Origin of the sequence: Neobacillus novalis NBRC 102450 (assembly GCF_001591805.1) — a bacterium.
Taxonomy (GTDB): Bacteria; Bacillota; Bacilli; order Bacillales; family Cytobacillaceae; genus Neobacillus; species Neobacillus novalis.
Window position 1 is genome coordinate 43,288 of sequence record NZ_BCVP01000016.1, and the last position, 21,898, is coordinate 65,185.

Annotated in this window: 19 protein-coding genes; 13 read left to right on the forward strand and 6 right to left on the reverse strand. The window is 39.3% G+C overall.

Going from position 1 to position 21,898, the window contains the following annotated elements; genetic code table 11:
• Positions 1 to 174: 174 nt before the first annotated feature.
• Positions 175 to 1,332, forward strand: coding sequence for a DUF4317 domain-containing protein (locus BANVL01_RS13630; RefSeq protein ID WP_066087765.1), 1,158 nt, complete (start codon positions 175 to 177; stop codon positions 1,330 to 1,332).
• A gap of 85 nt (positions 1,333 to 1,417) precedes the next feature.
• Here the strand turns inward: BANVL01_RS13630 and BANVL01_RS13635 are convergent, their stop codons facing one another.
• A complete protein-coding gene (locus BANVL01_RS13635) occupies positions 1,418 to 2,218 on the reverse strand; it encodes an alpha/beta hydrolase (RefSeq protein ID WP_066087763.1) in 801 nt (266 codons plus the stop codon).
• Positions 2,219 to 2,421: 203 nt separating this feature from the next.
• Between BANVL01_RS13635 and BANVL01_RS13640 the strand changes: the two genes are divergently transcribed.
• The 4 genes from BANVL01_RS13640 to BANVL01_RS13650 all read left to right on the forward strand — a co-directional run bounded on the left by BANVL01_RS13640 (position 2,422) and on the right by BANVL01_RS13650 (position 5,237).
• The gene (locus BANVL01_RS13640; protein ID WP_066087762.1) at positions 2,422 to 3,075 is read left to right on the forward strand and encodes a carboxymuconolactone decarboxylase family protein; all 654 of its coding nucleotides are present in this window, start codon (positions 2,422 to 2,424) and stop codon (positions 3,073 to 3,075) included.
• A gap of 148 nt (positions 3,076 to 3,223) precedes the next feature.
• Entirely contained in the window at positions 3,224 to 4,027 is an 804-nt protein-coding gene (gene bacA, locus BANVL01_RS13645) for an undecaprenyl-diphosphate phosphatase (protein ID WP_066087757.1), read from the forward strand.
• Positions 4,028 to 4,266: 239 nt separating this feature from the next.
• Positions 4,267 to 4,410 carry a hypothetical protein gene (locus tag BANVL01_RS28045; RefSeq protein WP_156487441.1) on the forward strand — a complete coding sequence of 48 codons (144 nt, stop codon included), beginning with the start codon at positions 4,267 to 4,269 and terminating at the stop codon, positions 4,408 to 4,410.
• 83 nt (positions 4,411 to 4,493) lie between these two features.
• Positions 4,494 to 5,237 (forward strand): SDR family NAD(P)-dependent oxidoreductase, encoded by a 744-nt coding sequence (locus tag BANVL01_RS13650; RefSeq protein WP_066087754.1) that lies wholly within the window; start codon positions 4,494 to 4,496, stop codon positions 5,235 to 5,237.
• 115 nt (positions 5,238 to 5,352) lie between these two features.
• Here BANVL01_RS13650 and BANVL01_RS13655 read toward each other — a convergent pair whose 3' ends face one another.
• The 3 genes from BANVL01_RS13655 to BANVL01_RS13665 are packed head-to-tail and all read right to left on the reverse strand — an operon-like array spanning position 5,353 to position 8,166.
• The gene (locus tag BANVL01_RS13655) at positions 5,353 to 5,709 is read right to left on the reverse strand and encodes a cupin domain-containing protein (protein ID WP_066087751.1); all 357 of its coding nucleotides are present in this window, start codon (positions 5,707 to 5,709) and stop codon (positions 5,353 to 5,355) included.
• A gap of 23 nt (positions 5,710 to 5,732) precedes the next feature.
• A complete protein-coding gene (lsrK, locus tag BANVL01_RS13660) occupies positions 5,733 to 7,292 on the reverse strand; it encodes an autoinducer-2 kinase (protein WP_066087747.1) in 1,560 nt (519 codons plus the stop codon).
• A 52-nt stretch (positions 7,293 to 7,344) separates the two neighbouring features.
• On the reverse strand, positions 7,345 to 8,166 hold the full coding sequence (locus BANVL01_RS13665; RefSeq protein WP_169803178.1) for a sugar-binding transcriptional regulator: 822 nt from the start codon (positions 8,164 to 8,166) through the stop codon (positions 7,345 to 7,347).
• A gap of 427 nt (positions 8,167 to 8,593) precedes the next feature.
• Between BANVL01_RS13665 and BANVL01_RS13670 the strand changes: the two genes are divergently transcribed.
• From BANVL01_RS13670 to BANVL01_RS13695, 6 genes are all read left to right on the forward strand, one after another.
• A complete protein-coding gene (locus BANVL01_RS13670) occupies positions 8,594 to 10,102 on the forward strand; it encodes a sugar ABC transporter ATP-binding protein (protein ID WP_066087742.1) in 1,509 nt (502 codons plus the stop codon).
• Positions 10,095 to 11,096 carry an ABC transporter permease gene (locus BANVL01_RS13675; RefSeq protein WP_066087737.1) on the forward strand — a complete coding sequence of 334 codons (1,002 nt, stop codon included), beginning with the start codon at positions 10,095 to 10,097 and terminating at the stop codon, positions 11,094 to 11,096. Before BANVL01_RS13670 ends, BANVL01_RS13675 begins: the two co-directional genes overlap by 8 nt.
• A gap of 7 nt (positions 11,097 to 11,103) precedes the next feature.
• A complete protein-coding gene (locus BANVL01_RS13680) occupies positions 11,104 to 12,102 on the forward strand; it encodes an ABC transporter permease (RefSeq protein WP_218010664.1) in 999 nt (332 codons plus the stop codon).
• A 6-nt stretch (positions 12,103 to 12,108) separates the two neighbouring features.
• Complete coding sequence (gene lsrB, locus BANVL01_RS13685; RefSeq protein ID WP_066087728.1) at positions 12,109 to 13,182, forward strand: autoinducer 2 ABC transporter substrate-binding protein LsrB; 1,074 nt, start codon at positions 12,109 to 12,111, stop codon at positions 13,180 to 13,182.
• A gap of 41 nt (positions 13,183 to 13,223) precedes the next feature.
• On the forward strand, positions 13,224 to 14,102 hold the full coding sequence (lsrF, locus tag BANVL01_RS13690) for a 3-hydroxy-5-phosphonooxypentane-2,4-dione thiolase (RefSeq protein ID WP_066087725.1): 879 nt from the start codon (positions 13,224 to 13,226) through the stop codon (positions 14,100 to 14,102).
• 247 nt (positions 14,103 to 14,349) lie between these two features.
• A complete protein-coding gene (locus tag BANVL01_RS13695) occupies positions 14,350 to 15,069 on the forward strand; it encodes a DUF2161 domain-containing phosphodiesterase (protein ID WP_066087722.1) in 720 nt (239 codons plus the stop codon).
• A 236-nt stretch (positions 15,070 to 15,305) separates the two neighbouring features.
• Here the strand turns inward: BANVL01_RS13695 and dacB are convergent, their stop codons facing one another.
• Both dacB and BANVL01_RS13705 read right to left on the reverse strand, forming a co-directional pair.
• On the reverse strand, positions 15,306 to 18,173 hold the full coding sequence (gene dacB / locus BANVL01_RS13700; RefSeq protein ID WP_066087718.1) for a D-alanyl-D-alanine carboxypeptidase/D-alanyl-D-alanine endopeptidase: 2,868 nt from the start codon (positions 18,171 to 18,173) through the stop codon (positions 15,306 to 15,308).
• Positions 18,174 to 18,647: 474 nt separating this feature from the next.
• Positions 18,648 to 19,616: a sugar phosphate isomerase/epimerase family protein gene (locus tag BANVL01_RS13705; protein WP_066087715.1), complete on the reverse strand. Its 969-nt coding sequence runs from the start codon at positions 19,614 to 19,616 to the stop codon at positions 18,648 to 18,650.
• A 169-nt stretch (positions 19,617 to 19,785) separates the two neighbouring features.
• Here BANVL01_RS13705 and BANVL01_RS13710 point away from each other — a divergent pair, with 169 nt between their 5' ends.
• Both BANVL01_RS13710 and BANVL01_RS13715 read left to right on the forward strand, forming a co-directional pair.
• Positions 19,786 to 20,775: a LacI family DNA-binding transcriptional regulator gene (locus BANVL01_RS13710; protein WP_066096575.1), complete on the forward strand. Its 990-nt coding sequence runs from the start codon at positions 19,786 to 19,788 to the stop codon at positions 20,773 to 20,775.
• Positions 20,776 to 20,812: 37 nt separating this feature from the next.
• Positions 20,813 to 21,820: a Gfo/Idh/MocA family protein gene (locus BANVL01_RS13715; RefSeq protein ID WP_066087712.1), complete on the forward strand. Its 1,008-nt coding sequence runs from the start codon at positions 20,813 to 20,815 to the stop codon at positions 21,818 to 21,820.
• The last annotated feature ends 78 nt before the right edge of the window (positions 21,821 to 21,898 follow it).

The window sequence follows — 21,898 nt, forward strand, 5'->3', positions numbered from 1 at the left end:
CGAGTAATTTAACTCAAGATATTGAAAATATATTACAAAAACAAAATGAACAATTTGCTTTAGCTTCTCCTAATCCAAGTACCAATTCTAAGGCTGCCAAACCTAAAGAACTGAATAATTGAATTAGAGTTTCTGTTGTCGAAACGGTATAATCAGGAATGGGAGTTGAGACAAATGAATAAAAAAGACATCGCTAATATCCGCAAGCAATTTAAGTTGGACAATCATCTTATGGATATTCGAGAGATTTTCAATGTTTATGTGAAGAAAGAATCCGGCGAAATTTATCATCAAGTCAGTCGGCCATTTCAAATGTTAGAGCAGGAAACACAAGAATTATTTTTAATAAACTTTAAAAAGGTTTTGACTGGCCATCTTGATGCCAAATTGTTTGAACTGAAATTTAGTCGGGATGTTGACTACAGTACACAAACGATTCTCTTTGAAGGAATACAAGCAGACTCGGCAGATTGGCAGGATAACATGCTGGAAATCGTCGGGAAAATGTTTGCCCATGCTGTTTACGAATTTGATACGGTGGTGACATTTATTCGGGGAGAATATCGGAAGCCGACCAGGAAAAGGAATCAGGAATCTGAAATAGGCGGGGACGATGAGGTATATTCTAATCAGTTTATCCTTTGCAGTCTTAATAAAACCGATCTACCGAAAAAAGCTTTGCTGTTTGATTATATCGAAAAAGAATTCAAGTCCTATAACGTCGTTGACCCGATTATTAATTTAGACTCTCCTATGTCAGGTTTTCTGTTCCCTGCATTCAATGACAATGCAGCCGATGTAAACCATATTCTTTATTGTGCCGGGAAAGTGAATCAACCGGATTTCACTTTTATTGAAAAGGTCCTTGATTGTGAAGACATCATGACTGCCCAAGACGATAAAGACTGCTTTGACTTTATTTTAAAAGAAGTAATCGGTGACGAAGTGGACACTAAGGTCATTTCGAATGTATATGAGGAAATTGATCGAGTAATACAGGAGAATCAGGAAAAGGAAGAAAGTGAAACCCCAACTTTGGATCAGCGTGATATCGAACGGATTTTAACGGTCAGTGGCGTCGAAAACGTGGATACTGCCAAAGTGGAACATGCTTTCAAAAGTGTCGTAGCTGATGAAAAACATGAATTTAAAGCAAGCAGTTTAATTCCGAAAACGATAAAAATTAGTACCAAATTGGCAGATGTAACCATCAACCCGAAGGACCTGAAAAATGTAAAATATATCACATACGAAGGAAAACGGTGCCTATTGCTGGAGGTAGATGAAGAAGTCGTTGTCGAAGGATTTCGACTGGAATCTAAAACCCTTTAAGGGATTTCATGACATGTTTCTTGATAAGTAAGTAATCGAAAAGAGAAAGGTATGGCGTTTAATCAGCCATACCTTTTTAGATAAATTAAAGTGCAACTTCACTTTTCATATCAATATCTGAAAATAAGTAGGATAATATTGCAGGGACTCTTTTTCTAAAAAATAGATAGGCATGTTCGGCATCTTCAATCAGTTGAAAATGAAGATTTGCCTTTTCGCAGTTTAAAATGTCAACGACTCGATTCGTTAGATCGAGGAATACCTTATTCATTTCATCATCTTCGCCGACTTCTTTTGTTCCAAAGTCCATGTAGAATTTCTCGATTGCGGACAGGTCGGAGGCTCTTAATAGATTCTCGATTTCCTCTTGGTTTCGATAAAAACCAGGTGAAATAGCTGCAATTCTTTTAAAAATAGACGGATAACGGCAGGCAGCATAAGTCGAAATGAGACTGCCTAATGAGATTCCAGCCATCGAAGTGTGGTTCTTAAGCGTCCGATACTTCTGGTCTATAAAGGGTTTCAGTTCATTTACCAAAAAATCTAGATACTCTTCACCCCTTCCGCCTGATGGACTGACATAACCTAATATTTGCTTGCTGATTTCACCATTCACCCATGGGCAGTATTCGTTGACTCTTTCCTCTCCCTCGGGATTTTGGTCAATCCCCACTACGATGATTTCTAGACCGTTCTCATCTAGGTAGTCTTTCATCCCTAGGGATATACCTTTAATCGCACCTTCATTTTCAAATACATTTTGCCCGTCATGCATATAGAGGACGGGATATCGTTTATTTTCATTATTGTAGCTTTCCGGAAGGTATACTCTAATCATTCTTTCTTGCTTAAAAGCTGTCATATAAACAGGGAATTTTTCTAACATTTTTGCAGCCTCATCTCAAATTATCACTTCCGCTTCTCTCAGTAATTCTTCTAACTGAACTATTGTAAGAAAATTCTATAAAAATACAGCCGTATCGTCAACAGATATTATCAGGTTTGGAAAAAATCAAAAATAATTTACTAAATCAAAAATAATAGCAATCAAAAGGGTAAACTAAATAAAATGGGAAAGGTGGTTTGAACATGTCAACAAGCTTTTATCCAAAAGAAAATGTACAACATTTTGCCCGAATAAAGGATCTGGCGCCAGAACAATTAAAAGCCTTTAATGACTTTGACGCGTCTGTTTTTAAAGAGGGAGCCTTATCAAAAAAAGAAAAGGAAATCATTGCGGTTGCGATAGCACATGTAACGGAATGTCCGTATTGTATTGATGCGCATACCAAAGGTGCGAAAAGAGCAGGGGCAACATTAGAAGAGTTAGTCGAAGCTGTATTTGTTACGGCTGCGGTTGAAGCTGGCGGAGCAGTTACACATAGTACACATGTACATAATGCAAAAAGCCAAGGAGCATCGGATGTGCTTTATGCACGTTCAAATTTGAAAAATCTAGGGCTATTAGGGAAATTTGCCCCGGATGGTTTTAAAGGTTATCAAGCATTCAGTGCCGCTGCAACAAAAGAGGGAAAATTGAGTGCTAAGTTTAAAGAAATCATTGCCGTAGCTGTTGCCAATGCTACACAATGTCCCTACTGCATTGATGTACATTCGAAAAATGCAGAGCGACTTGGGGCAACGAGTGAGGAACTTGCTGAAGCCATCATGGTCACTGCTGCGCTTCGTGCAGGTGGTGCTTATGCACATTTGGCGAATATGATTCAAAGTTACCAGGAATGAGGTTGATTTTATATTTTATTGGTAAGGCTCCAGCCGTAGTTGGGGTCTTTTTTAATGCCAGAGAAAAATTTACTAAAAATTAATATTGTTTTATGATTATTAATAGGTATTATTAATAGGTAGGTATTTAATTAGGAGGAAAGATTTGATGAGCGAGCATATTATTGCATTTATAATGGGAATCGTAGAAGGGTTAACAGAATATCTCCCAATTTCATCAACAGGCCATCTTATTTTAACTGGTCATTTATTAGGATTTGAAGGGGATCGGGCGAAAACATTTGAAGTGGTCATTCAATTAGGTTCCATACTAGCCATTGTCGTGTTATATTGGAAAAGGTTTTTTTCACTTTTAGATTTTAAGAGTCTAAATATAAAGAAAAACAATAGACAGAGACTTAATCTCCTTCATGTATTTTTAGGAATTCTACCAGCAAGTATTGTAGGGTTCGTATTGCATGATTTTATAAAAAATGTTCTGTTCTCTACCACAGTCGTTTTGGTTGCTTTAGTAGTCGGCGCCTTTTTATTGATTTATGCAGACAAAAAACACACAACGGTTACGGCCAATACATTAGACCAATTGTCTTATAAGCAAGCCTTATATATTGGTCTGTTTCAATGCTTAGCTGTCTGGCCAGGATTTTCAAGAGCTGGTTCCACTATTTCCGGAGGATTATTGGTGGGGGCAAGCAAAAAAACGGCGGCGGAATTTTCCTTTATTCTGGCATTGCCCATCATGGTGGGAGCAACAGGTTTAGATGTATTGAAAAATATGGATGCTATCACATCAGGAGACATTACAACATTTGTGATCGGATTTGTTACCGCCTTTGTCGTGGCATTGTTTGCATGTATCGGCTTCTTAAAATTGTTGGATAAAGTAAGTCTTTCAACATTTGCTTATTACCGGATTCTTCTTGCTATCGTATTTGCGTTTATTATCCTTTGATAAAAATGAAATTAATAAAAAATAACACACAAAAAAAGTGTCAAGCACTATCCAAAAAATTGGATGGAGCCTGGCGCTTTTTTTTTCGACTAGCGAAGCACCTAAGTTTAAGAAGAAATTCAAAAAAGCATAGAATCCAAAAATGAAAGCAAACTAAAATCGGGGTTGCCAATAACAACTTTACTGATTTCATTATAGTGTAAGTTGACATCCCTGAAGGAATAACTAAATGAAACTACATGGGTGGTGAAAAAATGGCAAGAAAGAAAAATACCCACTATATGAAGAATAATAATGCGCTGCCAAAAGCTGATATTGAATTTGCGGGTGAGAATGGACTTGAGCAAAAAGCTTTAAGAGCCTTAAAAAGTCATAATAAGTAAACAACATGGGACAGTACACATTTCCCATGTTGTTCTTCTGATGAAAAATTTAATGATTAGAATGTCGAAGGGAGAAAGTCAAAATGGGTAAATTGGATGGCAAAGTAGCTATTATAACTGGCGCAGCACAAGGTATGGGAGCTATGCATGCACGTAAATTTGTGGAAGAAGGGGCAAAAGTAGCGATTACTGATGTCAATATGGAAGCAGCTCAACAATTAGCAGATGAAATTGGTGAAAATGCTATTGCATTAAAATTGGATGTTTCAAACGCTGATAATTGGAAGGAAGTTGTAGAAAAAACGGAAGAAAAATTTGGACCAGTTACAGTTTTAGTCAATAACGCTGGGGTGGGTATTTTCAAACCTCTAGAAGAACTAACAGAAAAAGACTTCAGATTAACATTTGAAGTGGATGAATTAGGTGTATTTTTAGGAATGAAGACAGTCGTTCCATCTATGAAAAAGGCTGGAGTAGGATCGATCGTAAATATTTCATCAGTTGATGGGTTAGTGAGTGCACCAACAGCCATTGCTTATAGTGCATCCAAACATGCCGTAACGGGTATGACAAAAGGTGCTGCTACTGAACTTGGTCAATTCAATATTCGTGTTAATTCTGTTCACCCAGGAATTATAAAAACTCCAATGGCCGAACAAGGCGATGTTGCTGAATACTTGAAACAACTAGAACAGGACATTCCGTTAAGAAGAAGAGCAGAGGTATACGAAGTGTCCAATTTAGTTATTTACCTTGCTTCTGATGATTCTAGTTATTCAACTGGAGCCCAATTCGTGGTTGATGGCGGGATGATATCAGATTTATAATCAGTGTGCCTGACCCCCAGTGGAGTAAAGCGTTACTTCAATCGGGGTCAGGCACTTTTTTTGAATTCCTTGAGCCAATCTAGACAGTCGATATTTTATTTACGAAATTAGTAAGTTAATTACCATACGGCTTGTAATCGACTTCAACCTTATCTTTTTCCTGATAAGGGGCTAGCATAAAAGCTGCTTTAAAGACTGTATCGCCCTTATTGATTAAATAGTGGACTTTTTTTGGTTCAACGTGAACAAAATCCCCTTGTTTACATTGGAAAATCTCATTGTCAATATGAATTTCTAGGTCGCCTTCTAAAATAAAGAAGTTTTCTTCCATCATGTTATGATAATGGGCTGTAAAATCCTGTCCTGGCTGTAACATAACGACACCAAAGTTCATTCTAGGTCCTTTCAAAAGATACTTAGGACCACTATCACCAAATCGGTAATCTCGCTCATTCTCGTTCATAACCGTCATTTTGTCTGCCTCCTCTGTATATTTTATATGCCTGGGGCGATCCACATATGGTCTGTAACTCCTTGATCGGCTAGATCTAATTGGACTTTGTATATGGCTTCCCACTTTTTATATAATTCTTCATAAATGAAGCGATTCGATTCGTTTGGTTCAAAGCTTTTTTCAAATTTCACCACTTGATCGATGGCTTCATTAAAACTTCGATAAACACCTGCTCCTACACCTGCACAAATAGCTGCACCAAGAGCTGTCGATTCCTTAACAACTGGAACTTTTACCTTTATATTCAGAACGTCAGCGACAATTTGGCACCATAAGTCACTTTTTGATGCCCCTCCTCCAAACACAATCGATTCCGGCGACATGTTAGTAATGTTGGAAACAGCTTCAATATTCCCCTTTGTGACAAAAGCTGCATTTTCCATAATGGCACGATAAAAGGTTGCTTTATTAAATGAACGATCAAATTTAAAATCTACGAAACTTGGTGCCGCATGTTTCCATGAAAAGTAATTCATTTTATCGGAAAAAGTGCAGATCATCCCATTGCTGCCGGCAGGTACACTTTGGGCTCTTTTCTCCATTTGGGCATAAATGCTTTCTCCACTTTCTTTTTGAAGGAAGGCTTCTAGCTCACAAAAGGTATCTCTGAACCATCTCATGATTAATCCAGGAAAGAAGGCGATAGCTTCATATTGCCAAGTATCTGGGAGTGCATGGCAATTTACTCTTACTTTACAATCATCATTGATTTCAACCTGGTTCGTTGTATATTCATATTGCCAAAAACTCCCGCCTAAAACCGCCGCATCACCTTCATTGATAACCCCCATACCAATGCAGCCAAGTTGTGCATCACCGCCCCCTGCAACAACTAAAGTTTGTGTGCTTAATCCAGTAAGTGCAGCGAACTCTTCGGTAACATGGCCAATAATGGATCCGCTTTCATTTACAATCGGAAAAATATCATTCCTCAGATCTACCTTCTCTGGAATAGTTGAATCCCAAACTCTTTTTTTAATATCGAAAAGACCAGTCGTACAACCATTAGAAGGTTCCACCGAAATCACATCTGTAAGGCGATATGTAATCCAGTCGTTCAGCATCGTCACATATTTGACTTTGTGGTATGTTTCAGGGATATTATTTTTCACCCAAAGGATTCTAGGAATAGCTCCTAATGAAAAGGTCTGTCCTGAAACATGATGAATATCTGCTTCGATCGTATCGCTTATTTTATAAAGATTTGCGACTTCATCGTTTGATCTTGAATCCACATTGGCACAGGCCCATAGCTCCTTACCGTTTTCATCGTATAGGACAATGGCTTCACGCATACTGGTGGTTGAAATAGATAAAATGTTTTCTGGATTAACCTTGCTTTTCGACAGGATTTCTTTAATGAGATTGCTGATAATTCCAATATTTTTATTGATATCAAAGTCCATGGAACCTGGATACCTTTTATCTTCATTATGGGTCCATTCTGAATGGGTAACAAAGTGTTCATTGCCTAATGTGTCAAACAAAATGACTCTGACACTGCCAGTTCCAGCATCAATCGCCATTAAGTACTTTTCCATGCTATCAATCTTCCTTTCTATCATGATTAGGGATTAATGATCCAGGAGCATTTCATTCAATTAGACTTTTGGCAACGACTTCATCCGTAATTAATACATCGATATATCCCCCTTTTAATGCGCCGATAATGGCCTCTCTTTTTTCTAGTCCTCCAGCCACGGCAACAACATGGTTAAGTGATTTTAATAAATGGATATCGGTACTAACCAGTTGTTTATGCAATGGAAGATCTAAGACATTGCCATTTCTATCATAAAATTGGCTTAATAAATCTCCCACTGCCCCCATTGATTTAAAGATTTCCATTTCATTCGTGTTCAAATAACCTTCCTTCACAATAGTGGCCCGTTCATTTACTGCTCCAATGCCAATGATCGTAATAGTGGAGTAAGGGATCATTTCAAAGATTTTCTTGATTGGTTTTTCATGAATCAGCTGTTTAGCGAGATGCTCTGTGGATGCTAATAAGGGGGCCGGCATAATGTAATGGTTGTAATTGGGATTTGTGTAATAATCGGATGCCGAATCGATAGCCGTTGGAATGTAGAATTTTACCCCGCCGGATAAAGAGACGAACGTGACTTTATACTTAGTAGAGATAGTTAAATGTCCCAAGGTTCTTGAAACGGCTTGCCCATAACCAACATTTATCATGGTGTCGCTGGTAATTCTGTCTTCAATATAGTGGGCGGCGGCTTTTGTCAGACTATCTAACGGTTTTTCGTTAGAGGCAGGAACAATATAAATATCTTGTAAATGATAGTGCCGCTTGATTTTATTTTGCAAATCGATGTCAACAAATGGATCCAGGTTAATTTTAAATTGGATAATGTTATTGGATTTTGCGATATCTAGGTATTTAATCACTTTCATTCGAGATAGATTTAAAGACCCTGCAATCTCATTTTGAGTCATTCCTTCAATGTAATATTTCCATGCGATTTTTATGATTAGGCTACTTTCATATGTCATGCTCTTCACTCTCTACAGTTTATTTTTAAAACAAAAATTTTATGTTAAAACAATTGTGCTACGTTAGTCTAGCTGAAAATCAAAAGCAACAGAAAGTCACCCTTATACATTGTAATAAGCCTGTAATGAAAATTATGCCTAGTTCATATAATCTACGAGGGAATAGATAGCAAGGTGTTTTGGGTTATTTTTACATTTGTTGCCCTTAAAAATATATATAGTTTACTAGCTAATAAAATGTTTGTTTGTTACTAAAAAGTATGAAACAGTAATAAACTGATAAAAAAGTAAGCGGTTGCATGCATTGTGCTTAGGGAGGGGGGGTATTATGGGAGCGCCAAAGAACTTAGTGAAATTGGAAAATATCCGAAAGTCCTTTAACCGAAACACAGTTTTGGAAGGGATTTCATTAGACCTTAATGAGTCAGAAGTTATATCGATTATCGGCGGTAATGGCTCAGGGAAGAGCACCTTAATGAAAATCCTCACAGGGATCTACAAAGCAGATGCGGGTTTTATTGAGATTAAGGGTGAAAAGGCAGATCATTTGAACCCTTTTGCTGCACATGAAAGAGGCGTTTATTTAGTGCCGCAGGAGCCGCTGTTATTTCCTAATATGACGGTTGAACAAAACCTAACGATTGGATTTAGTAAGGATAAAAATGAAGTGAGAGAAGAGTCTGTAAAGCTCATTAAAGAATTAGGCTGGAATATTGATTTGAATCGGTTCGCTGCTACCCTAAGTATCGCTGAACAACAACAGCTTGAGATTATTAAAGGACTGTTAAGAAAATCAAAAGTGTTAATTCTGGATGAACCAACCTCTACATTAACATTTTCAGAAACAGAGTCTTTATTCAAAGTGATTGAGCAGTTAAAGAATTCCGGTGTTGGTATCTTCTATATTACCCACCGTCTTGATGAAGTCTTTCAGATTTCCACGCATGCAGTCATACTAAGGGACGGAAAAATAACGCTTAAAGGCAGAATAGAAGAGTTTACGAAAGAAATACTGATTAAAGGCCTGCTTCCAGCAGGCAACGAACATCATTACGAAGATAAGTTTGAAAGACGAAGGTCCAATCACGAGGGAGAAGAACCAATCCTTAAAGTGGAAAACCTAGTTGGCGATGGATTTAAGAATATTAGTTTTGAAGTTTATAAGGGGGAAGTTGTCGGTCTTGCTGGGCTTGTCGGTGCTGGCAGAACAGAGATAGCTGAAGCAATTTACGGAATCAATCCCATCTTGAGCGGAAAAGTCTATCTGGATGGAAAAGATATTACAAAGTTGTCCATCAATGAAACAGTGGACAGCGGGCTTGCTTATATACCTGAAGATCGATTTTTGAATGGCATTTTTTCAATAAGTTCTGTAAGAAATAATATCACATCACAACTGATTAAACGGCACGGTATTTTTACAAAGAAAAAGCTAGAAGAACAGGTGGCCAATCAGTATATTGATCGATTAAGGATTAAGGTGAGTTCCCAGGAGGATGAAATTAAATCACTATCAGGCGGGAATCAGCAGAAGGCTGTTATTGCAAGGGCCCTATCCATGAACCCTAAATTGATCATCATGGATGAACCAACAAGGGGAATTGATGCCGCAGCCAGGGGAGATATCTATTCCATCATCACGGAACTAAAAAGCCAAGGATTTTCTATTCTGCTCATTTCCTCTGACCTGGAGGAAATTGAAAGAATCAGCGACCGCATTTATGCTGTCTATCAGGGAACCTGCAATGTTTGTTTAAATTTAGATGAAATTAATGCAGTCAATGTGATGAAAGCAGCTTTCGGAACATTTGAAGGAAGTGATAAGGGCCATGGCTAGGATTTCAACAATAATCAAACAAAGGGAAACTAGAACCTTACTATTTTTAATCCTTCTATTTGTGGTAGTGGGTTTCATAAACACTGACTATTTATCTTTACAAAATATCGATAAATCCCTGAAAAGCAGCTTGCTTTATATTGTTTTAGCCGTTGGGATGACCTTTGTCTTGTTGACCGGGAATTTAGATATTTCAGTAGGCGGAACGCTGGGCTTAAGTGCCGCCGTTTGCGGAACCATTCTAAGAGATGGAGGAAATATTTTTCTAGCTGTAATCGCTGCTCTTTTAATAGGAGCATTTATTGGACTTATTAATGGTTTTGGCGTGATAAAATTAAAAATTTCTTCGTTTATTATGACTTTAGCCTTACTCTCGATAACGAGAGTGGTTCAGGTTCTTTATACGGACGGAAAATGGGTAGAAAATATTCCCGCAAACGTTAAGGAACTTTCAAAAATAGACATCTTCGGAATGAATTTATTATCTTTCTTCGTCATTGTGGGGGTCATATTCGTTCAGGTGTACCTATCTAAAAGCCGCAAGGGAAGATATTACACCGCAATTGGCGACAATGTAGACGGAGCCATTTCATTAGGGATTCCAGTGAATAGATATATTGCCTATTCATTTGTCATTTCTGGTATCAGTGCTTCTTTAGCAGGCTTAATCTTTGTTAGTCAAATTGGCTTTGTATCCACAAATGCAGGAGCAGGAATTGAGTTAACGGTCATCGCAGCATGCGTTCTTGGGGGGGTGTCATTGATAGGCGGGATTGGAACGGTTATTGGGGCGGCATTAGGTGCCATCATTTTAACTTCGATCAACTCTGCCCTTGTTTTTATGAAAGTACCAGCCTTTTGGAATGATACGATTTCAGGGTCTCTCTTAATCATCATTGTAGTTATCGATGCCCTGCTTGTGTTTCATGCTAATAAAAAGGCAAAGAAAGTAAGATTAAATGCAAGAGTTCTACAAAAGGGGGCTCAAGGTTGACATGTCCATGTTCAATAAAATCCCGAGATGGAACCTAACTTTATTCGTCTTAATCGTTGCTGAAATTATCGTGTTTGGGATGATGAATCCGAGATTCTGGAATGTCACGATTTTGTTAAATAGTTTTAATGATTTTATTGCGCTTGCGATTATTGGCTTTTTTGTCACATTGGTCGTTATTACAGGAGGAATCGATATTTCTGGAGTTTCGATAATCGGGTTAACCTCTGTTGTTACGGGTCTCTTATCTCAAGTGGCTGGTATAAATATCTGGATTTCCATCTTTTGTGCCATTTTAATTGGTGGATTATGCGGCCTTCTCAATGGAGTCCTTATTGCTTATGGAAGAGTTCAAGCGATGGTTATGACCCTTGGCGGCATGCTTTTATATCGTGGGATTGCCATTGTGCTGGTGGGATTGTCTGGTGTAAGTACCTATGAAGGGATTTCTGGATTTTCTGAAGGATTTGGCCAAATTGCCAATGGGGAGGTCATGGGAATCCCTCATGCTGTGCTTCTTTTTATTATTATGTTTTTAATCGCCTATATCCTTCTGCACCGCACAAGGTACGGCAGATATATATACTTGACAGGAATTAATCAAAACACAGCGGAGTACTCTGGCATCAATACGAAAAAAATTATTGCTAGTACATATGTCTTGTCAGGGTTAAGTGCTGGTATTGCTGGGGTTGTATTAACGTCCTATTTAGGCAGTGCAAGATCTGATTATGGTTCAGAGTATCTGATGCCGATTCTGACTGTCGTTGTATTGGGGGGGACTTTCATTACAGGTGGGAAAGGGGGTGTTGTAGGCACAGCGTTAGCCAGCATTATTTTGGGATTTATGCAGGTTGGTTTGCAAATGGCTGGAGTTTCGACCCAGTATATCGGATTAGCTACGGGGGTCCTTCTTATCGTGTCTGTCGCATTCTTGGGAATAAATTCAGAGTTCAGATTTAACATGAAAAGAATCTTACCACAAAAACAAAATATAGGAGGTTAACGTACAATGGGAAGATTAAAATCTATTAAACTATTGATTCTTGTGGCAATAGCAACCTTATTTATCGCTGCATGCGGGGCTGATAAAGGCGCTTCTGTAGACGGCAAAAAGAAAGATGATAAAGATATTCAGGTTGTTTTCATTCCAAAAATGACTGGGAATGCCTTCTTTGAATCTGGTAATAATGGTGCACAGGAAATGGCAAAGAAAGTTGGCTTTAAAGTAAAATACGATGGTGCTCCAGAAGGTACGGTAGCTAATCAAGTACAAATTATTAATAGTGCAGTAAATAGCGGTGCTGATGCGATTGCCATCTCTTCTGTCTCTTCTGATGGTTTGAATCAGGCATTAAAAAAGGCTTTAGCAGCCGGAGTTAAAGTTGTCACATGGGATTCGGATGTAGATCCTAAATATCGTTCTGTTTATGTCAACCAAGGAACACCTGAAATCCTAGGAAAAATGCTTGTTGATATGGCCGCAGGACAAATGGATAAACCAGATGATGCTAAAAAAATTGCCTGGTTCTACTCAAGCCCAACCGTTCCAGACCAAAACTCATGGGTTAATTATGCAAACAAATACATTAAAGAAAAATATCCAAAATGGGAAGTGGTCACGACTCAATTTGGTGATGCCAATGAACAAAAATCATTACAAGTTGGTGGAAGTATTTTAGATTCTTATCCTGATATTGATGCTGTAATTTGCCCGGACTCAACCGCTCTTCCGGCAATGGCACAAGCAGCCGAAAATAAGGGGTTAAAAGCAGGTGATGTTATTATTACAGGATTTGCTTCGCCAAATTCAATGAGACAATTTATTGAAAACGGAACCATAAACAACCATGGTTTATGGGATGTAAAAGATCAAGGTGCCCTTGCCGTATACGTCGCGTATTGGTTAGCTAAAGGCAATAATCTAAAAGTTGGCGACTCTATTGAAGTTCCTGATATGGGTTCCGTTAAAGTAGAACCGAACACCATTCAAGGCTACGATTATACAGCAGATGATTCAGGAATTATCGTTTTACCAGAACGGATTGTATTTACGAAAGACAATACGAAGGACTACAATTTTTAGAATTTTGTGGTTGCCTATAGAGAAACAAAGGAGAGAAAGAGATGGCAGATAGTATTGGTAACAAAAATGCAAAAGATTTTTCCGAGAGTGTTCCTTTCGCAAACAATGGGAATTACCATGTTAAAGGTGCGAACAATTATGATTGGGGGATGAAGGATCGTTTATCGAGAATCTTTAACCCTGAATCTGGTAAAACAGTCATGTTAGCGTTTGATCATGGTTATTTCATGGGTCCTACTTCAGGATTAGAAAGATTAGACTTGCTTATTCCTAGATTGGCAAATTATGCGGATTGTCTAATGGGGACTAGAGGGGCCATTCGAAGCAGTGTCCCGCCGACTTATAATAAGGCGATTGCATTAAGAGCTTCATCTGGATCGAGTATCCTCCAAGATGACCTAAGCCATGAATCCATGGTAGTTGACATTGAAGATGCTATAAAGATGAATGCGAGTGCCATCGCGATTCAAACCTTTATTGGGGCTGATGGTCAAAAAGAAACAATTGAAGAGTTAAACCGAGCTGTTAACTTTGGCTCAAGGTACTCCATTCCAACAATGGGTGTAGTAGCTGTAGGTAAAAAAATGGAGCGGACCCATCAATTCTTCTTGTTAGCTACAAGAATGCTGGCTGAATTTGGCGTTCAAATTGTTAAAACCTATTACTGTGAGGATTTTGAAAAAGTTGCTTCTGCTTGCCCAGTCCCATTAGTTGTTGCGGGCGGCAAGAAAATTTCAGAAAAAGATGCCCTTACCTTGGCCTATAACTCGATTCAAGGTGGGGCAGCTGGTGTGGATATGGGAAGGAATATTTTCCAATCCCATTCCCCTGAAGAGATGATCCAAGCCGTTGGTAAGGTTGTTCATGAAGGGTTTACTGATAATGAGGCTTTTGAGCTTTTCCAACATCTCACAAACTAATTTTTGGGTTCAGTCCCCCGGTGAACTAAAGCTTTAACGCACCAGGGGACTGAACCCATTTTTCTGTGAAATTTTCACATTTTAGGCAAGGTTTTTTAATTTTGGTAGAAGAGTGTTGAAGTGTTTGGTAAGCTAGTTCTATTGACTAAGGCTCAGGTAAATCCATTCCTGATGCTAGAAGGTTTAAAGCTATGACAGAAGTAGTAATCATTTATTTTATAAGGTTACAATTGGATGGTGAATACAAATGACTGAAATGAAAAAGCTGCTAGAGGCAGATTTATATAAACCAATTCAGACATATTTTTTACGTGAGGAGTATGAGGTTTATGGGGAAGTTAAAGATTGTGATATGGCAGCAGTTAAAGGTGATGAATTGGTTATCATTGAACTAAAGCTCACCTTAAGTGTGGATCTACTAATCCAGGCTGCAAAACGGCAACGGTTAACGGATCAAGTTTATATTGCGATTCCAAAACCAAAATATCGATTGAATTCGAGGCAATGGACGGATAAATGCCATTTAGTTAGAAGGCTTGAGTTAGGTTTGATAGTTGTTTCATTTTCAGGGATGCGTACAAAAGCCGAAATAATTTTTCCTCCGACTCCGTTTAATCGCCGTAAAAGTATCGGTCAAAGCAAGCTTAAGAGAGCAGCGATAATGAAAGAAATCAATGGGCGGAGTGCGGACTTCAATATTGGTGGAAGTAATCGAACAAAAATCATGACAGCCTATAAAGAAAATTCTATCCAAATTGCCTGTTATCTTGAAAAATTAGGTCCTTTATCCCCGAAGGCTTTAATTCAAAAGGGAACCGGCGATAAAACTTCCTCGATTCTGACTAAAAACTATTATGGCTGGTTTGAAAGAATCAAGCGAGGCACCTATGTAATCAGTGAGAAGGGGAAACAAGAGGTTAAGGAGTATCCGGATCTTATAAATTACTATTTGGGGAAAATAGGCTGAGGCTTGGTGCCTAATCAAAATATCGTGGGAAAATGGATGGAGTTTCACGCTGGACCAGGTGGCTTCGGAATAGCAGGCTTAGAAGTTTAGGAAATATAAAAAAGGAAGGGACTTCAATTTTTGGAGTCCCTTTACAATCTATTTATTTACTCATTTCATTAATAATCTTTTCAACATTTATATCCGCAATGGCTACATCCAAAAGGAGTCAATATAGTTCTCCTTGTAATCATGTTTTATTGTGTTATGTCCACTAGTTTCTGGGCAAAGTTTTTGACGAGCTGCTTGCTTTCGGTTTGGCTGTAGCCGTTAAGTAATAGTGAGAAGGCTAATAAGTCGCCGTCTTTTGTTTTAATATATCCAGAGAGTCCGGGCATGTCTTCGCGATTTTCCAAAATCCCCGTTAGCTGCGGACTAGAGATGTTGTCTAATCCGGTTTTTAAGCTGCCGTCTTCACCTGCGTTCGCAAGAGAGTCATAGAACATCGGGAAAGTCGGTTTTTGTGTTTCCGCTGTTAATAAACTGGCAACTTGTGCTGCCGAAATTTGCGTGTATTTTGTCAGTCCAGATCCATCCATCATGTCAAAAGGAGTAGAAATCACTCTATTCATCATGGTATAAACCGTATCGATTCCATCATCAAAGGTTCCCTTGCCATTGATCAATGCGCCCAGTGACCGAATGATCATTTCTGCAGTGAAATTGTCGTTATGGTGATTCATATAAGTAACGATTTCAGCTAGTGGAGGTGATTCATAGCTATTCACCAGGTTGGCATCTGCTGGTTTGGCCGCGCTTACCACTTGACTATGGGGACTTACGTTTACCCCAGCTTCTTTTAACATATTTTTAAATACATAACCCGTATATAAATGAGGGGCATCGATAGAAACATCTTTAAAGCCTTTTTCGGTTCCGGCAGGGAGAGTTCCCGAAATTTCAATCGTATTATCTCCGCGTACTCTTTTGATTGCCAGCGTATTTTTGCTTTTTGCCTCTCCGGTAATGGCAGTATTGACAATTTTAATCTCATCCACTCTTGGCTCCATCGTTACGTTGATGTTCTTGCCGGTCTTTTCTGGCTCATATTGGAGCCGGACCGTACCGTGATTGACGGAAAGTGCCGTAATTTGCGGCTGGAATTGCTCACTTTCATGATCCCATGTCCATCCTGGTGCATAGACATCCTCAGTGAAGAATTGACTATCCATGATAATGTTTCCTTTCAGGAGATGAATACCGGCATTCTTGAGGTCTTGTGCAATTCCTTCCATCGTTGGACCTCCTAACTCTTGCCGGTTACTGTCAGTTGCTAATGTAGGATCCCCATAGCCTTTGACAATGATATCCCCGTTTAATATCCCATTTCTGATGGTGCCTGTGGTATAAAGTTCTGTTTTAAACCGGTAGTTTTGTCCAAGGTTATCAAGGGCACTTGCGGTTGTTAATAATTTTACACTTGCCCCAGGCGTTAGAAGCGATTGCGGACTGCGGGCGTATAGCACTTCCTGTTTCTTTGTGGAATAGATCACTGCACCTTTAATAATTCCTTTAAAGGCCGGATCATCTAATAATGGATCAAAGACTTTAGCCAAAGGAAAGCTTGGCGATTCAGGTGTGCTGGCCGGCGGGTTTGGCAGCTCCGGATATTGAGCCACTGCAATGGCAATTTGGTTTTGTAAATTTGTCGCGAAGGAACTCTTATAAATCCCATTAAGTAAAATAGAAAACGCTAAGGTTTGACCGTTTTTTGCGGATACATAACCGGCAAGCGAGTTAACTCCGCTCATGCTGCCTGTCTTGGCCATCACATTCCCTTCAGCTGCAGTGCCCTTCATTCGGTTTTTCAACGTACCATCTTTACCGGCAATCGGCAGAAATGAAATAAATCTGTCTCGTTCCGGTCCGTCATACATGCTGTTCAGTAATTGAATATAGGCGTGAGGAGAGATGTGATCTAAACGTGTAAGACCAGAGCCGTCTTTTTGGATAAAACCATCCTCCAACCCCAAATTGTTTACCAGAAAATGATGAATCACTTCGATTCCTGCAGCTGTAGACCCAACAACGGACTCTTTAGCACCCAGTAGCTTGGTGAGCATCTCTGCGTAAAAATTATCGCTTTCTTTCACCATTTCTGTTAAAATATCATCTAATTTTGGTGATTCGACGGCTGCCACTAAACGAGCATCATCAGCTACAGAGCCTTTTTCAATAGTAGATTTATTTTTAAAAGTAATCCCTTGTTCTATGAGGAAATCACGAAATACGGTACCTGTAAAAGGTGCCGGGTCATGTATCGTGCGTGTAAGGGTATACCCGTTAGCAGAATAGTTTTTCCCAATTGTTCCGCTCACAGCGATTTCATTTTTTCCAAGTGTTCGGTCAATTGTTAACGATGCGTTGCTTCCCGCAACCGTTTTTGCCTTGTTGACAACTGTCAGATAGTCAGGTGCCGGGTCAATGGTAACTGTTGGACTTTCGCCAATTTCCTTTCCTGGATGGACGGTAACATTTACTGTATTTTCTCTTACGGATAAGGCGCTCGTTTGCGTACTATAGCTGTAGGGCTCATCATCCCACATCCAGTCTTCTCCTAAACGCTGATTATCAAAATAACTTTCGTCCACGATAACGTTGCCATTCACTTTATGAATCCCCAGAGCTGCCAAATTTTTTGCCAAGGTGTCTAATTTTTCAACTGTCAGTGTCGGATCCCCAAAGCCTTTAAGAATGATATCTCCATTGAGTACACCGGAATTACTCAAATTTCCAGTGGTAAAGACTTTTGTCGGGATTGTCATCTCTTTTGGCCATTTGCTCACGGCTGCTGCAGTTACCAGTAGCTTAAAGACAGAGGCGGGAACAAATGTTTTATCAGAATGATAAGAAGCGAGCGTCTTATCATCATCAAGCGAATAGACTTCATACCCCACAGACATTCCTTCACTATTTGGATTGGCGCTCAGCTGCTGAACATAGGCCTGTAAAAGCTGACTCAGTTTTTCCTCCTCAGTGGTTTGTGCCTGTACTGGCAGAACTAAAGAAATCATAAGCATGAATGTTAACATTACCGCTCCCCACTTAGCTTTCCATCGATTCATACAATCTCTCCTTTCTTTCATATATAATAGAATTGTGTTAAAGATTAAATATTTCGACAACTTTTTGTATATTCCTACTAAAATTATCGCATTGATAGATAAGGCTCAGAAGCGTAATAGCCTTATTGTCTATAAAAAGTAAATAAGAGGTAATAATTTGAGAAAAAAGAATTATCTATGATGTTATTTCGACAAATCTGTGGCTGTTTTTTTCATAAGAAAATAATGGTAAAATAAAAATAACGATTTGCTGAATTTTTTACAATTAGCCATTTTAGGTCGAAAACTATAAATGTACTTTAAACAAAAAAATAATCCACCCTTGAGTGGATTATTTTACCGAAGAAGCCAATCCCATTTGAGGGATCTGTCTATAGCTAGTGAAAAAGAATATGAATCTTTGCTTAGAATTGCAGGGTAACCGCCTACGTATTAACGTATTAACCAATCGGTTGTCATGAATTTTTTACGAAGCTAGGTCCACCACATATCCCCAACAGAATCCTTCACAATAACTGGCAGGAGATTTTGAATCGCTTTGGTAAATCCTTCTTCAATAGACATTAATCCGTCCTCGTGCTCGATGCTGATGACATCATCATAGCCATAAAGTCGCAGCGTGCTGATGATGTCCGCCCATACCTTTGGTTCGTGGCCAAATCCAACGGTTCGGAAATACCAGGCGCGATTTCTCATATCGGTGTAGGACGTCATATCAGTTAAACCATTTCGATTCATATTTGGTTGGTCGATGATGGTATCCTTAGCGTGGAAATGGTGAATGGCCTTTTCACGGCCTAAAACTTTTATGGCCTCGACCGGGTCAATGCCTTGCCACCACAAATGACTGGGATCAAGGTTGGCGCCGATTGCTGGACCGCATGCCTCCCTTAATCTCAGTAGTGTCGCTGGTGTATGGACGGAAAAGCCACCGTGCAATTCCAGTCCAATTTTTACCTGATGCTGGTCAGCAAAGGCGGCTTTCTCTTTCCAATACGGAATGATTTTTTCTTCCCACTGCCATTTCAGAATTTCTTGAAAATCATTTGGCCATGGTGCAATTGGCCAGTTGGGGTATTTTGCTTCCTCATGATCACCGGGACAACCGGAAAACGTATTGACGACGGCAACACCAAGTTTACCTGCCAGTAGAACCGTTTTATTGAACAGGGCATCGGCTTCCTCGGAAATTTGTTTTTGGGGATGAAGCGGATTCGAATGGCAGCTTAATGCACTAATCGTCAGTCCTCTGCTGCCGATTTTATCCAAAAATTCTCTTTGCTTTGTTTCATCCGCCAATAATTCATCCACTTTGCAATGGGCATCTCCAGGATATCCTCCAGTCCCCAGTTCGACCGCTTCAATTCCTTTTGCGGCAACGAAATCTAACATATCCTCCAGCTTTTTATCTGAAAACAAAACGGTAAAAACCCCTAATTTCATAAAAAATCCCCCTTAAATGTAATCCGTTACTTCCATTCTATTAGGATGAAAGAGCAATTATTATCAATATAGATTGATATAAATGGGGAGCAATTGACATATATATAGTATGGAATTTTATTTAACCGTGGAATCGATTACAATTTTTAAACTGAAAGTGGGAAGCATCATGGCCAATATCCAACAGGTAGCTGAAAAAGCAGGTGTTTCCGCTGCCACGGTTTCAAGGGTGCTTAATAACGTATCCTCCGTCAGTTCGAAAACGAGATTGAAAGTGGAACATGCGATTAAAGAACTGAACTATGAACCGAGCATGTTAGGGAGAAATCTTCGAAATTCCGAAAGTCGTCTGTTATTAGTGTTAATTCCGAGTATTTCCAATCCCTTTTATACAGAAATAATCAAGGGGATTGAAACGATTGCGATTGCCAACCATTACAACATTCTTCTCTGTGCCACAGACTCTAATGCAGAGCGTGATAACATTTACTTTAACATGGTGAAAAATAAATTGGCTGATGGAATTATTTCGATGGATCCAACCATCAATAGGCAAAAGCTCAATGAATTAGCTGAGAAACATCCAATTATCCTTTGTAGCGAGTACGAAGAAGGTGGTTCGATTCCTTATGTCACCATAGATCATAAACTGGCTGCCTATCATGCCGTGAAACATTTGATTAAACTAGGGAACAAGAAAATAGCCTTGATTAATTCTGATGAAACGTATCTTTATGCCCGTCAGCGGAGAGAAGGCTATGAAAGGGCCTTACAAGAGTTTAACCTGCCTATCCGGAAGGAATGGATCTATCATACCGAACATCTAGAGTTTGAACATGGTGTTCATGCAATGAGAAGGCTGCTGCAAGTAAACGAGCGGCCAACAGCCGTTTTTGCTGTATCAGATACCTTAGCGATTGGCGCCTTAAAGGAGATTAATGTAAATGGGTTACATGTTCCAAATGATATCGCCGTTGTCGGATTTGATAAAATCACCTTTTCAAATATGACCAATCCCACACTCACAACCGTTGCACAGCCGATGTACAAAATGGGTTGTACCGCAGCAAATATGCTGATTAACCGGATTAAAGGAAACCAAGTTGAAAGTATTGTTTTGGATCACGAATTGGTCATTCGTGAATCCACAATGGGATAATTATCTTCTTGAAAAATTAATTAGAGGGGGTATGACCTTGGGTATAACCGTAGGAATTATTGGCTGTGGTTCGATTGCGAAATTGCGCCATGCACCGGAGTATCAAGCAAATCCATATGTAGATGAGATTGTTTTCTTTGACCATAATCTTGAAAGGGCAGTAGAACTGGCAAAGGAATTTGGCGGCCGGGCGGTGGGAACGGTGGAAGAGCTATTTTCTGATCCGACGATTGTGGCGGTTAGTGATTGTTCCTCCAATGAAGCCCATCATATCAGTTCTTCTCATGCGTTGTTAAGTGGCAAGCACGTTCTATGCGAAAAGCCTTTAGCAATCAACGTGGAATACGCAGAGAAGATCCTTCAAGCGCAAACCATATCCGGCAAGAAATTAATGGTCGACCATAACCAGCGATTTACAAAGGCCCATCAAAAGGCGAAAGATATCATCGAGAAAAAAGAATTAGGTGAGGTGCTGACCTTCAAAACTTCGTTTGGCCACCAAGGACCTGAAAGCTGGGGCGTAGACAAATCAAATGCAACTTGGTTTTTTAAAAAAGAACGATCACATTCGGGTGTAGCAGGTGATCTAGGCATTCATAAAATCGATTTAATCCATTATCTATTGGATGATGAAATTGAAGAGGTTCATGCGTTCCATGGTGTCCTTGATAAAGTCGATGAAAATGGCAAGCACATTGAGGTTTGCGACAATGTGGTCTGTGCCCTAAAAACGAAAAAAGGCCGTTTAGGAACCGCAGCATTCTCGTGGACTTATTACGGTTCGGAAGATAATTCAACCACCATCTATTGTCAAAAAGGGATCATCAAAATCTATCATCATCCTAAAAATCAATTGATTATCGAAATGAAGGATGGCGGAGTGGTCAATTATGAACTAGAGCCGATTCAAACAAATGATAACCAAACCTCAACCGGAGTGATTGATTCCTTTATCGATTCGATTCTTCAGGATAAAGAACCAGCAGTTACCGGCGAGCAGGCGCTTGCAAGCCTTAAAGTGATTGAGAAAATCATTGGTTATTAAAAAATGGTTATGATGGCAAAGGTCATAGTGAGGAGATTGAATATTAAAAGTAATGAATTGGATATTATTTTTTCAATA